Here is a 14310-nt window from a genome sequence, read left to right on the forward strand (position 1 = left end):
AACGATCTGGACGTCGCCGAAGCCCAGGCTTACTGCGACGCCTACAACGGCTGAGGACTGACCATGGCGCTGGCCAAACGCATCATCCCTTGCCTGGACGTCGACAACGGTCGCGTGGTCAAGGGCGTCAAGTTCGAGAACATCCGTGACGCCGGCGACCCGGTGGAAATCGCGCGTCGCTACGATGAGCAAGGTGCTGACGAGATTACCTTTCTCGACATCACCGCCAGCGTCGACGGCCGCGACACCACGCTGCATACCGTGGAACGCATGGCCAGCCAGGTGTTTATCCCGCTGACCGTGGGCGGCGGCGTGCGTACCGTGCAAGACATCCGCAACCTGCTCAATGCCGGCGCGGACAAGGTCTCGATCAATACCGCGGCGGTATTCAACCCGGAGTTTGTCGGCGAAGCCGCGCAGCACTTCGGCTCGCAATGCATCGTGGTCGCCATCGACGCCAAAAAAGTCTCCGGCCCGGGTGAAACACCGCGCTGGGAGATCTTCACTCACGGCGGCCGCAAGCCCACCGGGCTGGACGCGGTGGAGTGGGCGATGAAGATGGAAGGCCTGGGCGCCGGTGAAATCCTGCTGACCAGCATGGACCAGGACGGCATGAAAAACGGCTTCGACCTCGGCGTCACCCGCGCCATCAGCGATGCGCTGGGCATTCCGGTGATTGCCTCCGGCGGCGTCGGCAACCTGCAGCACCTGGCCGACGGCGTGATCGAAGGCCACGCCAGCGCCGTGCTGGCGGCGAGTATTTTCCACTTTGGCGAATACACCGTTCCCGAGGCCAAGGCCTACATGGCGGCGCGCGGTATCGTCGTTCGCTAAACGCTACTGGACACCATGGCAGGCGCGCGGCACTCTTTGCGCTTGCCATGGATTCCGGTAGCCTTCATGTTCAAGACCTTGTTGCTCGCCCTCGCCAGTACCTCCGTGCTTATGGCCGGTGCTGCCCACGCCGAAGAACCGTCTGACGCCGCCCTGGTGTTGCTGACGGAAAACTTTCCGCCTTACAACATGGCGAAAAACGGCAAAAATTTCGCCAAGGACGAGAACATCGAAGGCATCGCCGTGGACATCGTCCGCGAGACTTTCAAGCGTGCCGGCATTTCCTACAACCTGACCCTGCGGTTTCCTTGGGAGCGAATCTACAAACTCGCCCTGGAAAAACCCGGTTACGGCGTATTCGTGATGGCGCGCCTGCCGGATCGCGAAGCCTTGTTCAAATGGGTCGGCCCTATCGGCCCTGATGATTGGGTGTTGTTGGCCAAGGCCGACAGCAAGATAGAGCTGTCGGACCTTGAGCATGCCCGTCGTTACAAGATTGGTGCCTACAAGGGCGACGCCATTGCCCAGACCCTGGAAAAACAGGGCCTCAACCCGTTGGTGGTGCTGCGCGACCAAGACAACGCGCAAAAGCTCATGGATGGCCAGATCGACCTGTGGGCCACCGGCGATCCTGCCGGGCGTTACCTGGCGCGCCAGGTCGGCGTAACGGGGCTCAAGACCGTGTTGCGCTTCAACAGCGCCCAGCTCTACCTCGCGCTGAACAAAGACGTGCCGGATGACGTGGTGACCAAACTCCAAGCGGCACTCGATCAGTTACGGGGCGAGGGTGTCCTCGAACAGATCATAGCCCGCTATCTCTAGTGTGGGCTGTGCTTCAAGGGGGTCTACTCCAGGCGCTTTCTCAGGCAGTGGCTCCACGCTGGGGTACTGGCTCATGTACACGTGCTCGCCGCTGTTGTAGCTCACAGTGTCTGATACCTGGCTGTCATCCAGGCGTAGCAGGCGGTATAAAGGCCGACGTCTTTATGCGCGCCTGATCCCTTATCGCTCCAGAGCGGAAGAAACTCGCTGGTAAAGTTGATGAGCAGGTCGTTGAATTGCAGAGGCTTCATTGGAGGCTCTCCAGTTGATAGGAGTATCAACTATCGAAGAGCGAGCGCATTGCCGAGCTGTATTTATCTACGCAACGGAAGATAAATGCCGTTTTTCCCATGCCCGGCCATGGCCTGATTGCCACGTACGCTGATCATCAACTTGATATCAATCCAGTCGATGCCCTGGGCCTTGAGCTTGGGCAACTCGCGCTCCAATACCGCCAGGGTTTGCGGGTAAGGGTGGCCGATCATTACGGCTGAACCTTGTTTGTGCGCCAGTTTGATTGCGGTTTGCAGCTGCGTGGTGATCGCCGCTTCGGTGCGCTCGTCATCGAGGAATACATCCCGCGAGACATGCGCCAAGCCAATCTTCTGCGCCTCGGCGGCGGCGACGGTCTGTGCACTGGTGCGGCTGTCGACAAAGAACTTGTTGCGTCGTTGCAGCTCGGCCATCAGCCACGCCATGGCGGCCGGTTGGGCGGTCATGCGGCTGCCCATGTGGTTATTGATGCCGGCGGTGTAGGGCACGGCCTTGAAGGCGGCCTCCAGGCGTTTGCCGAGTTCTTCGATGGGCAAGTCGGGGTGCCAGGCGAACGGGCCGGTAGCCGGGTCCATGGGCATGTGCAGGATCACGATCTTGCCGGCCTTGTGCGCTTCGCGGGCGAATTCGGCGGCGTGGGGCGTGTCCGGCATGATCGCCATGGTCACCGGCCCAGGCAGGGCCAGCACGCGACGATCCCGGGGCAGGTTTTGCCCCAGGTCGTCGATGATAAGGGTCAGGTAGGCTTTATGCGGCTCGCCCGCAGGCGTCGCGTGGGCGACGCCTGCCAGGCTGCACAGCACAGCGATGATCAGGGCAAAACGCATATCAACGGCTGCGCGTAATGCTCAGGCCTTTAAGCAGGCTCAGCGCCTGGGCCAGTTGATAATCATCGTCCTGCGGCATCGGCTTGGCTTTGGTGGCGCTGCCGGTCGGCTGGTCGGCGCCGCCGTTGCCATTGCCCAGGTGGCCTTGCAGGTCGGCCTCTTTGTAGTACTCGCTGTCGATCTCGTTGGTGATCTTGGCTTTACGTACTTCGATGTCCGGCACGATGCCTTGGGCCTGGATCGAGCGACCGTTCGGCGTGTAGTACAGCGCCGTGGTGATCTTCAGCGCGCGCTCGTTGTTGAGCGGCAACACGGTTTGCACCGAGCCTTTGCCGAAACTGGTGGTGCCCATCAGTACGCCGCGTTTCTGGTCTTGCAAGGCGCCGGCGACGATTTCGGAGGCCGAGGCGCTGCCGCCGTTGATCAGCACAGCCAATGGCACGTTTTCGCTGAGGTCATTGCCGGTCGCTGAGAAGCGCAGTTCGGAGTTAGCGATACGGCCCTTGGTGTAGACGATCAGGCCTTTGGTGATGAAGTGGTCGACCACTTCCACCGCCGACTGCAACACGCCGCCCGGGTTGTTACGCAGGTCGAGCACGATGCCGTTGAGTTTCTTGCCGTTGTCTTTGCGCAGCTTGGCCAGGGCCTTGGCCACTTCGTCGCCGGTCTTGACCTGGAACTGGGTGATACGGATGTAACCGTAGCCCGACTCCAGCAGCTGGCTCTTCACGCTCTTGACCGTGATGGTCGCGCGGGCCAGGGTTACGTCAAACGGGTTGCCGCCGTCGCGCACCAAGGTCAGGGTGATTTTTTGGCCGAGCTTGCCGCGCATCTTGTCGACGGCTTCGGTCATGGACTGGCCACGGGTCGGCTGGCCGTTGATCTTCACGATCAAGTCGCCGGCCTGGATACCGGCCTTGGATGCTGGGGTGTCGTCGATCGGCGACACCACTTTGATCTGGCCGTCTTCGGAGCCGACTTCGATGCCCAGGCCGCCGAATTCGCCGCTGGTGCTTTCCTGCAGCTCAGCGAAATCTTCCGGGCCCAGGTAGGCAGAGTGCGGGTCGAGGTTGCTGAGCATGCCCTTGATGGCATTTTCCAGCAGGGTTTTATCGTCTACGGGTTCGACATAGGCTGCCTTGATCCGGTCCATGACCTCGGCAAAGGTACGCAGCTCGTCCAACGGCAGCGGGGCCTTGGTGGTCGCAGCCGTGGTCGCGGTCGTGGCGGCGGGTGCAGCTCCAGCGGCCTGGTCGGCAAAAGCCAGAGGCGCGCCGATCACCAGGGCGATCGTCAGGGCCAGCGAAGTGAGGCGGGACAAATGCAGCATGTCGAACGAACTCCTAATGTAGATGCGGCCCTATCCTTGGGAACGGCACCATTGTGCAGGGTCGCTCGGGCGGCCCTGCTGACGAATAGCGAAGTACAGCGCTGGCGTGTCCTGCCCACCACTGTTACCGACAGTGGAGATGGATTCACCGGCTTTTACAACATCACCTGCCGACTTGAGTAAAGTCTGATTGTGGCCGTAAAGGCTCAAATAGCCATTACCGTGGTCAAGAATCACCAACAAACCCGCGCCCCGCAGCCAATCGGCAAACACCACACGGCCACCATGCACGGCATGCACCTGGCTGCCGGCGCCGGCGCTGATCATGACGCCATCCCACTTGGCGCGGGTGTCATCGCCACGGGTTTCACCGAAGCGTGCCAGTAGTCGACCATCAACGGGCCATGGAAGTTTGCCGCGCGCTGAAGCAAAAGGGCCGCCGAAGTTCTCGCCGGCGCTGGAAACCAGTGGCCCAGGGGCTGCGCGCGGCGGTTTACGGGGCGCCGGTGCGTCGGTGGTAGCTGCCAGTTCGGCCTCACGCTGGCGCTTTTTTTCCGCTTCCTGCTGGGCGATCAGCGCTTTCTGGCGCGCTTCTTCAGCCTCACGTGCCTGGCGGGCCAGGGTTTCTTCGATGGTTTTGAGCACTTTGCCGAGGTCGGCCTGGTCCTGCTCGCGTGCTTGGAGCTTGGCGTCGCGGGCTTTTACATCGTTATTGAGCTTGGCCAGTGCCAGCTGGCGCTCCTTACGTACCTTGTCCAGTTGGTCGCGCTGGGTGTCGAGGGCGCTTTTCTGGTCGAGCAGCTGGGATTGCTGGTCGGCAATTTCCTGTTCGACATTGGCCAGTTGGCGCAGGGTTTCGTTAAAACCCTTAAGTTGCGCCAGACGTGCCTTGCTCAGGTAGTCGTAATAGGTGAGGGTACGCGCGAATTTTTCTGGGTTCTGCTGGTTAAGCAGCAGCTTGAGGTATTCCTGGCGGCCGCTCTGGTAGGCGGCGCGGGCCTGGATCGCGATCAGGCGTTGCTGTTCAACGCGTGCGCTCTGGAGTTTTTTTTTCTCAGCGTCGAGTCGCTCCAGTTCCGACTCGCTCTTCTTTAATTCTTTTTGCAGCTCCTGGACCTGCTTCTCGAGCTTGCCCATCTCGGTTTCCGTGCCGCGCAGGTCTTTCTGCACCCCGGATTTTTCTTCCTGGAGCTTGCCGAGCAGTTTTTTCAGCTCAGTAATGTCCTGACGCGTAGCGTCCAACTGTTGTTGGGTTTGTGCGCGCTCATCGGCAAACGCCGGTTGGAGCAGGCAGACAAGAGCGAGGGTAATCAAGGCGCGAAGCATAGAGGCGGGCGACACCAGGGAAAGGGACAGCCTAGTATGCCCGCCAAGCGCCGCAAAAAAAACGCCCAATTGGGGCTTGCGGGCAAGATAGGTGCCGAGTGGCGTTGGTGTGGCAAAAAGATATCCTCAAAAGCACCTTCCAACCCTGTGGGTGCTGGCTTGCCTGCGATGCGGACACCTCGGTGCTTCAGAGATACCGAGTTGATGCTATCGCAGGCAAGCCAGCTCCCACAGGGGCTTGCGGTGCGTCTCAGGGTCAAACCAGAATCGAAGTCCCGGTCATCTCTTTCGGCTTCTCCAACCCCATCAGCTTCAGCATGGTCGGCGCCACATCCGCCAGCACTCCGCCTTCACGCACTTTCAGGTCGCGCTTGCCGACATAGATGAACGGCACCGGCTCGGTGGTGTGGGCGGTGTGGGCTTGCCCGGTGGATTCGTCGGACATCTGCTCGCAGTTGCCGTGGTCGGCGGTGATCAGCGCTTCGCCGCCGACTTTCTCCAGGGCGTCGACGATGCGGCCGACGCACAGGTCCAGGCATTCGACGGCTTTTACGGCCGCTTCCAGGTTACCGCTGTGGCCCACCATGTCGCCGTTGGCGTAGTTGACCACGATCACGTCGTAACGCTGATTGTCGATGGCATCGACGATCTTGTCGGTGACTTCGGGTGCGCTCATTTCCGGCTGCAGGTCGTAGGTGGCGACTTTTGGCGACGGGATCAGGATGCGTTCTTCGCCCGGGAACGGTTCTTCACGCCCGCCGGAGAAGAAGAAGGTCACGTGGGCGTATTTTTCGGTTTCGGCGATGCGCAACTGGGTCTTGCCGTTTTTCGCCAGGTAGTCGCCCAACACGTTTTCCAGGCTGCCCGGGGCAAACGCCGAGGGGGCCGGAATGTTGGCGGCGTATTGGGTGAGCATCACGAACTCGACTTTCGGTTGGCGTGCGCGCTCAAAATCTTTGAAACCGGCATCGACGAACACGTGGCTCAGCTCACGGGCACGGTCGGCGCGGAAGTTCATGAACACCACGGCGTCGCCGTCTTCGACTTTCACCGGCTCGCCGAGGGTAGTGGCTTTGACGAATTCATCGCTCTCGCCACGCGCATAGGCGGCCTCCAGGCCTTCCTGTGCGGTGGCGGCGTTGAATTCGGCCTGGCCGTCGACGATCAGGTTGTAGGCCTGGGCCACGCGGTCCCAGCGGTTGTCACGGTCCATGGCGAAGTAACGGCCGACCAGGCTGGCGATGCGGCCCTTGCCGAGGGCGGCGAAGGTGGCGTCGAGCAGCTCGATGGACGACTGCGCGCTTTTTGGCGGGGTGTCGCGGCCGTCGAGGAAGGCGTGCAGGTAGATCTTGTCGGCGCCGCGCTTGAACGCCAGCTCGGCCATGGCGACCAGGTGGTCCTGGTGGCTGTGCACGCCGCCGTCGGACAACAGGCCCATGAAGTGCACGGCCTTGCCGGCTGCGACTGCTTTATCCACCGCCGCGCAAATGGTCGGGTTCTCGAAGAACTCGCCGTCGCGGATCGATTTGGTCACGCGCGTGAAGTCTTGGTATACCACTCGTCCGGCGCCGAGGTTCATGTGGCCGACTTCCGAGTTGCCCATCTGGCCGTCCGGCAGGCCTACATCCATCCCCGAACCTGAGATCAAACCGTTGGGTACGGTGGCGGTGAGGCGGTCGAGTACCGGCTTCTTGGCCGAGTACACGGCGTTGTCGTGGTGGCTTTCACTGTGTCCGAAGCCATCGAGAATTATCAGGACCAAAGGTTTAGGCGTAGTAGTCATAGATCCTCTCGCGGCGGTAATAAAGGAAGGCAATCTAAAAGGGAGTAGCAGTCTAAAGCGAAGTTCCGACCACGTCACCGCTTTACGGGGGTTGGCCCCCCCTGACGGCTGTGTATACTTACCGCCATTTTAACGCCCTGGAACCTCCTTGATGGTTGATCACCTGATTGCATTTGCCACTGCCCACTACCTGCTCGCGGGTGCCTTCGTCATCCTGCTGGCGCTGCTGATCGCTCATGAAATGAGCCGCGGTGGCCGCAGCCTGAGCACGTCGGAGCTGACCGCGCTGGTCAACAAGGATGAGGCCGTTGTCGTGGATATTCGCCCGGTCAAGGATTTTGCCGCCGGCCATATCGTCGGCGCCCTGAACATTCCACAGGACAAGCTCATCGCACGCCTGGTCGAGCTGGAAAAATACAAAGGCAAGACCATTATTCTGGTCGACGCCCAAGGCCAGCACGCCGGGACCCACGCCCGCGAGATGCTCAAGGCTGGTTTCACCGCCGCCAAACTGTCCGGCGGTATCGGCAGTTGGAAGGCCGATAACCTGCCGTTGGTGAAGTGACATGAGTCAGGTTGTCGTTTACTCCAGCGATTGGTGCCCTTACTGCATGCGGGCCAAGGCCCTGCTTGAGAAAAAGGGCGTTGCCTTCGAAGAGATCAAGGTCGACGGCAAACCTCAGGTGCGCGCCGAAATGACCCAGAAGGCGGGGCGCACGTCCGTGCCGCAGATCTGGATCGGCGACAAGCATGTCGGTGGTTGCGATGACCTGTTCGCCCTGGAGCGCGCCGGTAAACTCGATGCGCTGCTGCTCGTCTGACTCCTAAACCCTAAAAGACCCCAAGATCAAGAAGGATCTGTGATGACTGACCAACAGAATACTGAAGCAGCAGAAACCCAAGGCCCACAATTCTCGCTGCAGCGGATCTACGTGCGTGACCTGTCGTTCGAGGCGCCGAAAAGCCCGGCCATCTTCCGTCAGGAATGGACTCCAAGCGTTGCGCTGGACCTGAACACCCGTCAAAAGGCACTGGAAGGTGACTTCCACGAAGTCGTGCTGACCCTGTCGGTCACCGTCAAGAATGGCGAAGAAGTCGCCTTCATCGCTGAAGTGCAACAGGCCGGTATCTTCCTGATCCAGGGCCTGGACGAAGCGTCCATGAGCCACACCCTGGGCGCGTTCTGCCCGAACATCCTGTTCCCGTATGCCCGTGAGACCCTGGACAGCCTGGTCACCCGTGGCTCGTTCCCTGCGCTGATGCTGGCTCCGGTGAACTTCGATGCCTTGTACGCGCAAGAGCTGCAGCGCATGCAACAGGAAGGTTCGTCGACCGTTCAGTAAGTCGACGCGGTAAAAATGTGGGAGCGGGCTTGTGTGGGAGCTGGCTTGCCTGCGGGCCCCGGCACCCCCCCACACAAGCCCGCTCCCACATTTGTTTTTATGTGTTACTTGAAGCCGAGCTGGCGCCAGCCTTCGTAGACCGCGACGGCCACGGTGTTCGACAGGTTCAAGCTGCGGCAACCCTCGCGCATCGGCAAGCGCAGGCGATGGCCGTCGGGCAGTGCGTCGAGCACCTCGGCCGGCAGGCCACGGCTTTCCGGGCCGAACAGGAAGGCGTCGCCTTCGGCAAAGCTGGCATCATGAAACGGCCGCGAGCCCTTGGTGGTAAACGCGAACAGCCGTGGGTGGCCCAGGCTTTCCAGGCAGCTGGCCAGATCGGCGTGGCGCTTGAGCGTGGCGTACTCGTGGTAGTCCAGCCCGGCCCGGCGCAGGCGCTTGTCGTCCATGTCGAAGCCCAGCGGCTCAATCAAATGCAGGTGGCAGCCACTGTTGGCGCACAGCCTGATAACGTTGCCGGTATTCGGCGGAATTTCTGGTTGAAAAAGGATGACGTGAAACATGCACGGCTCCGAAGGCAAAGATGCGCTGCATTCTACCCCTGAAGACGACCCAAGGCCGAAGCTATTGCCCAGGGTCTTGGGCTCAATGGTGATTGTCGGTTTGATGATCGGCCTGATGATTGGCCGCCTGACCACCCCGGAGCCGGTCGAATTGCAACAGGTAGAGCTGGCAAAGGACGGCGTGGTGGTGTGGTTCAACAGCGAGCCCAAGCTGCACGGCGAGCAGGTGGATGGCACCGTGGCGCTGCTGTTCGACGCGCAGGGCAAGGTGGCCAATGGGCAACTCAAGGTCAATGACAAGGACGTGAACTGGCGCATCCGCAAGACCGATAGCGGCTTGCTGCTCAACCTGGTGGCGGCTCGGCCGTTGCGCGGGGAATGGAAGGGAGAGAAGGCCGATGGCCGCTGGCGGCTTGAGATCCATCTCCAAGAGCAATAAAAGAGGGAATCCCCGGCCTGCCTGTACCAAGGTTCCCAAAACGGGCTGGGGCTATGGGCGCTGTGCCGCATAAGCTCCGAGTGTAAAGAAGGGAGTTCCCGGCCTGCCTGTACCAGGGCTCCCAAAACGGGGTGAAGCCAAAGGCTTCGGTGTTAAAGAGGGAATCCCCGGCCTGCCTGTACCGAGGTTCCCGAAACGGGTGTGGGGCACGACGCGATCCGCATCAAGCACCCCAGGTGTAAAGAGGGGATTCTCGGCCTGCCTGTACCAAGGTCCCCGAAACTGGGTAGTACAAGGGTTATTGCAGGGCGCGTGCCAGAGTTTGTAATTTGTGCCAAAAAATCACGCCATAAAGCGCAAAGCCCCGGAATACGGGGCTTTGGTGTTTTTGCTGTTCAAGGTTTTTTCAGCGTGGCTGATGTTTCAAGCGTTGGATCCATGCCCGATGCCGGTTCATGGTGCATTGAAGCGGTGCACTGCATCTGATCTGATCGTTCCCACGCTCCGCGTGGGAATGCATCGTGTGACGCTCCGCGTCACCAGTGCACAGACCTCAAGTTGCAGTGAGGCCTGGACGCGGAGCGTCCGGGGAGGCATTCCCACGCAGAGCGTGGGAGCGATCAGTCAGCCCTCATCACCCTCATCTTCATCCCCGCCATCCACCTTCATCCCCAGCTCCTTGATCTTGCGCGTCAGGGTATTACGGCCCCAGCCCAGCAGCACGGCGGCGTCGCGGCGGCGGCCGGCGGTGTGCTTCAAGGCGGTTTCGATCATGATTCGCTCGAACGCCGGCACGGCGCTGTCGAGCAGGTTCGACTGGCCACGCGCCAAGGCCTGATCTGCCCATTGGCGCAGCGCCTGTTCCCAGTTGGTCACAGGGGCTGAGTCCTGCGGCAGGCTGAGCAGCTCCGGCGGCAGGTCGCTGATATGCACTTCGCGACCCGAAGCCATCACGGTGATCCAGCGGCAGGTGTTTTCCAGCTGGCGCACGTTACCTGGCCACGGCAGGTTCTTGAGGTATTCCTCAGTCTCGCTTTTCAGCAGCTTCGGCTCGACGGCCAGCTCCTGCGCGGCGCGGCTGAGGAAGTGGCGGGCCAGGGTCGGGATGTCTTCGCGACGGTCCGACATGCGTGGGATATGGATACGGATCACGTTCAGACGGTGGAACAAGTCTTCACGGAATTTGCCCGCGTGCACCAGGGTTTCGAGGTTCTGGTGGGTCGCCGCGATGATGCGCACGTCGACCTTGACCGGCGTGTGCCCGCCAACGCGATAGAACTCGCCGTCGGCCAATACGCGCAGCAAGCGGGTCTGGGTGTCGGCCGGCATGTCGCCGATCTCATCCAGGAACAGCGTACCGCCGTCGGCCTGTTCAAAGCGGCCGCGACGCAGGTTGGCGGCACCGGTGAAGGCGCCTTTCTCATGGCCGAACAGCTCGGATTCCATCAAATCCTTGGGAATCGCCGCCATGTTCAGCGCGATAAACGGCGAGGCCGCCCGTGGGCTGTGGCGGTGCAGTGCATGCGCCACCAGCTCTTTACCGGTGCCCGACTCGCCGTTGATCAGCACGGTGATGTTGGAGTGGCTCAAGCGCCCGATGGCGCGAAACACTTCCTGCATCGCCGGCGCTTCGCCGATGATTTCCGGGGTGCGGGTCAGGGCGGGTGGGGCTTGCTGGTTCTGTTGTTCCTGGGCGTGCTGGTTGGCGCGCTTGACCAGCGCCACCGCCTCATCCACGTCGAACGGCTTGGGCAGGTATTCAAAGGCGCCGCCTTGATAGGACGCGACAGCGCTGTCCAGGTCCGAGTGCGCGGTCATGATGATCACCGGCAGGCGCGGGTGCTGCTCACGGATGCGCGCGAGCAAGTCCAGGCCACTGGCGCCGGGCATGCGGATGTCGGAGATGATCACGTCCGGCTGCTGGCGCGCCAGGCGGCTCATCACGCCGTCGGCGCTGTCGAAGCTCTGAGTGGTCATGCCTTCCTGTTGCAAGGCTTTCTCGAGGACCCAGCGGATAGAACGGTCGTCATCGACGATCCAGACAGTTTCACTACGGCTCATGTCGATGGGGCTCCTTGTTCCAGAGGCAGAAAGATCGAGAACGTGGTGTGGCCGGGATGGCTTTCACATTCGATCAAGCCCTGGTGCTGGCTGATGATGTTCTGAGTAATGGCCAGGCCCAGCCCGGTACCGTCCGGGCGGCCGCTGACCATGGGAAAGAAAATGGTTTCCTGCAGTTCCGCAGGAATGCCCGGGCCGTTGTCGATGATCTCGACTTTGGTCACCAGGCGATGGCGCACATGGCCGATGGTGAACTGGCGCAGGGCGCGGGTGCGCAGGCTGATGCGGCCCAGGCGCAGCTCGTTCTGGCTGCTGATGGCCTGCATGGCGTTGCGCACGATATTGAGCACCGCCTGGATCATCTGTTCGCGGTCGATCAACACGTCGGGAATGCTTGGGTCGTAGTCGCGCACCAGGGTGATGCAGCCTTGGCTTTCGGCCTCGACCAGTTGGCAGACGCGCTCCAGCACCTCGTGCACGTTGGTCATCGCCAGCGATGGCAACTTGTTGGAGCCGAGCATGCGGTCCACCAGGTTACGCAAGCGGTCGGCCTCCTCGATGATGACGTTGGTGTAGTCCTTGAGGTGCTCCTCCGGCAGTTCGCGGGCCAGCAGTTGCGCGGCGCCGCGAATCCCGCCCAACGGGTTCTTGATCTCGTGGGCCAGGCCACGCACCAGCATCTTGCTGGTTTCCTGCTTGGACAGCTGCGCTTCTTCCTTGGTGATGCGCAGCAGGCGGTCACGTGGGTGCACTTCGAGCAGCAGCAGGGTGGTGCCGTTGCTCAGGATCGGGGTCACGGCGTAGTCGACCGTCAGCGTCTGGCCGGTGAGGGCGGTGAGCATCGCTTCGCGCTTGGTGAACGGGTGTGCCTGCTCCACCGCCTGGCGCAAAGAACTCAAGGCTTCGGCCGACTCGGTGAACAATTCGCTGATGAACTGCCCATGGCTGCGCTGGCCGCTGATGGCCAGGAGCATCTCCGCCGCCGGGTTCATGTACTCAAGACGCAGGTCATCATTGAGCAGAATGGTCGCGGTGGTCAGGTTGTCGAGTAACAAACGGTGCAGTGCATCGCTGATGGTCATCAGGACCTCTTTTGGAGCAAGGCGCGGGCTTGAGGCACACGCTGATACAAGGAAAATGCAAAAACCAAACCAAGGCTCCGAAAAGAAGCCTTAAACCCCTGAAATAGGGGTTTAAGGCGCGAAACTGTGGCGTTCTGCCAGCTTGTTCGGGAAGAATCGAACCAAAATGGGCTGGGCAGATGGGAAGCGTGCAGGCTATCGCACCAATATAGTGCGGTTTTGTGAAACCTGTTCAGGAAGTGAGGGCTGGCGATGAATTGGCATGAGTATCTAGGTCAATGTGGGAGCTGGCTTGCCTGCGATAGCAATTGTGGATAGCAATATTGAATGTGCCGACGCTATCGCAGGCAAGCCAGCTCCCACAGTTCTGATTGGGTTTGCAGTCTTTAACCTTTGTAGATGCACAGCTCAGCGGTGGCGCGGATCATCGCCAGTTGGCGCATTGGTTCGTTCTGTGGCTCATGGACGGCTTGCGTCAACCATTGCGGGCACTGTGGGTCGGTGCGCTGTGGGGTGAAGTCCGCAAGCTGCTGGAGCAGGCGTTTTTGCAGTTGATCCAGCTGCGGACGAATCTGCTTCACCAGGTCCGGGCGCGGGTTGTCGGGCGCTTTGCCTTGGAACTGCCAGTCGGATAGATGGGTGTATTGCACCAACTTATTGGCTTCGATCTGCGCCGAGAAAAATTGCTCGGCGGCGGCGGGGTCCAGTTTGTAAGTAGGCGCCTGGGCGACGACGCTGGCGATCACTTCCTGTTCGCGCTTCTTGTCCTCTACGGGCTTGTGGCTGTCCCATTTGCTCAGGGCAACCTGGTCGGCGATCTCCAGGCGCTCGGCGATGCTGTTGAGCAGAGGCTCCAGGGTGGGCGGCGCGGCGCTCGCACTGGCGCTGATAAATAACAAAGCGAACACAAGTCGATGTTTCAAAGCAGATCTCCTGTGGGAGCTGGCTTGCCTGCGATGCGGGCAACTCGGTACAGCAGGTATACCCAGCTGATGCTATCGCAGGCAAGCCAGCGCCCACATGTTGATTGGGTTTGCAGGTTGGGGGCGGTGTCAGTCAGAGGCTACCTTAACTTGCGTGCTTGCCTACAGGTGAGCCAGAATCCGCCGGCTTGTACGGCTGGCTTGTCGTCTTTAAGGTTGCTCGGTCGCTGCTCATCAGCGATCAGGTTTAGTAGCCTGGATTCGAATTGTAGGTCGTGCATTCTCCATCAGTCCAGGGCATCCTCGGATGCGCCGGGCTTCTACATTCACCGGTCTACTAACCTGCGCACAGCCGCCACCCTTTCGTTTAGTAGCGAAGCGAAGGCGGCCTCATTGAGGAATGTAGAAAATGTTCAAACCAACCCCAAATCCACCTCCATCCGTCTTCACCATCGATCCCGGTAGCGACGACGAGTCCCTGCTGGTCAACAGCTTCGAAGCCTTCTCCTCGGTCAGCACCTTGTTGCTTGATTTGTCCGAGGCGCTGGAAGGCAAACACCGCGATACGGTTCTGGCGATTCACCAGCTCAGTGCCTTGGGCACCTTGATGATTGCCAAGATGCTCGACCGCCACGCCCCGGCCCGCTGAACCCCAGGCAAAAAAAAGACCTCCCGAAGGAGGTCTTTTTTCATCACGCCACGTTAAG

The 14310-nt window shown here is 60.8% G+C and carries 16 protein-coding genes; 7 read left to right on the forward strand and 9 right to left on the reverse strand.

The window, feature by feature from the left end:
* The first annotated feature begins 63 nt into the window (after nt 1–63).
* Together hisF and GJU48_RS01500 are read left to right on the forward strand one after the other, a co-directional pair.
* Complete coding sequence (gene hisF / locus GJU48_RS01495) at nt 64–834, forward strand: imidazole glycerol phosphate synthase subunit HisF (protein ID WP_003171107.1); 771 nt, start codon at nt 64–66, stop codon at nt 832–834.
* A gap of 66 nt (nt 835–900) precedes the next feature.
* Nucleotides 901–1656, forward strand: a complete 756-nt coding sequence (locus GJU48_RS01500; RefSeq protein ID WP_094952177.1) for a substrate-binding periplasmic protein — start codon at nt 901–903, stop codon at nt 1654–1656.
* A 101-nt stretch (nt 1657–1757) separates the two neighbouring features.
* Here the strand turns inward: GJU48_RS01500 and GJU48_RS01505 are convergent, their stop codons facing one another.
* From GJU48_RS01505 to gpmI, 5 genes are all read right to left on the reverse strand, one after another.
* Nucleotides 1758–1907, reverse strand: a complete 150-nt coding sequence (locus GJU48_RS01505) for a hypothetical protein (protein WP_155295914.1) — start codon at nt 1905–1907, stop codon at nt 1758–1760.
* Between the two features lie 63 nt (nt 1908–1970).
* Entirely contained in the window at nt 1971–2756 is a 786-nt protein-coding gene (locus GJU48_RS01510; protein WP_094952179.1) for a divergent polysaccharide deacetylase family protein, read from the reverse strand.
* 1 nt (nt 2757) lies between these two features.
* Nucleotides 2758–4086 (reverse strand): S41 family peptidase, encoded by a 1329-nt coding sequence (locus GJU48_RS01515; RefSeq protein ID WP_094952180.1) that lies wholly within the window; start codon nt 4084–4086, stop codon nt 2758–2760.
* Nucleotides 4087–4116: 30 nt separating this feature from the next.
* Nucleotides 4117–5412 (reverse strand): murein hydrolase activator EnvC family protein, encoded by a 1296-nt coding sequence (locus GJU48_RS01520; RefSeq protein WP_094952181.1) that lies wholly within the window; start codon nt 5410–5412, stop codon nt 4117–4119.
* A 256-nt stretch (nt 5413–5668) separates the two neighbouring features.
* Nucleotides 5669–7195, reverse strand: a complete 1527-nt coding sequence (gene gpmI / locus GJU48_RS01525) for a 2,3-bisphosphoglycerate-independent phosphoglycerate mutase (RefSeq protein WP_094952182.1) — start codon at nt 7193–7195, stop codon at nt 5669–5671.
* A gap of 151 nt (nt 7196–7346) precedes the next feature.
* Here gpmI and GJU48_RS01530 point away from each other — a divergent pair, with 151 nt between their 5' ends.
* From GJU48_RS01530 to secB, 3 genes are read left to right on the forward strand one after another with little or no spacing between them, the layout of a single operon-like run.
* Entirely contained in the window at nt 7347–7760 is a 414-nt protein-coding gene (locus tag GJU48_RS01530; protein WP_094952183.1) for a rhodanese-like domain-containing protein, read from the forward strand.
* A gap of 1 nt (nt 7761) precedes the next feature.
* A complete protein-coding gene (gene grxC / locus GJU48_RS01535) occupies nt 7762–8016 on the forward strand; it encodes a glutaredoxin 3 (protein ID WP_094952184.1) in 255 nt (84 codons plus the stop codon).
* A 42-nt stretch (nt 8017–8058) separates the two neighbouring features.
* Entirely contained in the window at nt 8059–8538 is a 480-nt protein-coding gene (gene secB, locus GJU48_RS01540) for a protein-export chaperone SecB (protein ID WP_083355711.1), read from the forward strand.
* A gap of 104 nt (nt 8539–8642) precedes the next feature.
* On the opposite strand, the gene GJU48_RS01545 is transcribed toward secB, so the two are convergent.
* Nucleotides 8643–9098 carry a tRNA (cytidine(34)-2'-O)-methyltransferase gene (locus GJU48_RS01545; protein WP_003171120.1) on the reverse strand — a complete coding sequence of 152 codons (456 nt, stop codon included), beginning with the start codon at nt 9096–9098 and terminating at the stop codon, nt 8643–8645.
* Here GJU48_RS01545 and GJU48_RS01550 point away from each other — a divergent pair.
* Entirely contained in the window at nt 9097–9537 is a 441-nt protein-coding gene (locus GJU48_RS01550) for a hypothetical protein (RefSeq protein ID WP_094952185.1), read from the forward strand. The two genes, GJU48_RS01545 and GJU48_RS01550, sit on opposite strands and share 2 nt — an antisense overlap.
* Nucleotides 9538–10161: 624 nt before the next feature.
* Here the strand turns inward: GJU48_RS01550 and ntrC are convergent.
* The 3 genes from ntrC to GJU48_RS01565 all read right to left on the reverse strand — a co-directional run bounded on the left by ntrC (nt 10162) and on the right by GJU48_RS01565 (nt 13663).
* Complete coding sequence (gene ntrC / locus GJU48_RS01555; RefSeq protein ID WP_094952186.1) at nt 10162–11598, reverse strand: nitrogen regulation protein NR(I); 1437 nt, start codon at nt 11596–11598, stop codon at nt 10162–10164.
* Nucleotides 11595–12680 (reverse strand): nitrogen regulation protein NR(II), encoded by a 1086-nt coding sequence (gene glnL, locus GJU48_RS01560; protein ID WP_078046461.1) that lies wholly within the window; start codon nt 12678–12680, stop codon nt 11595–11597. The genes ntrC and glnL overlap by 4 nt, the downstream gene beginning before the upstream one ends.
* 386 nt (nt 12681–13066) lie before the next feature.
* Nucleotides 13067–13663 (reverse strand): chorismate mutase, encoded by a 597-nt coding sequence (locus GJU48_RS01565; RefSeq protein ID WP_094952187.1) that lies wholly within the window; start codon nt 13661–13663, stop codon nt 13067–13069.
* Between the two features lie 349 nt (nt 13664–14012).
* On the opposite strand from GJU48_RS01565, the gene GJU48_RS01570 reads away from it, so the two are divergent.
* Nucleotides 14013–14252 carry a DUF6124 family protein gene (locus GJU48_RS01570; RefSeq protein WP_083355706.1) on the forward strand — a complete coding sequence of 80 codons (240 nt, stop codon included), beginning with the start codon at nt 14013–14015 and terminating at the stop codon, nt 14250–14252.
* The last annotated feature ends 58 nt before the right edge of the window (nt 14253–14310 follow it).

It is taken from the genome of Pseudomonas sp. IB20 (assembly GCF_009707325.1).
GTDB lineage: Bacteria > Pseudomonadota > Gammaproteobacteria > Pseudomonadales > Pseudomonadaceae > Aquipseudomonas.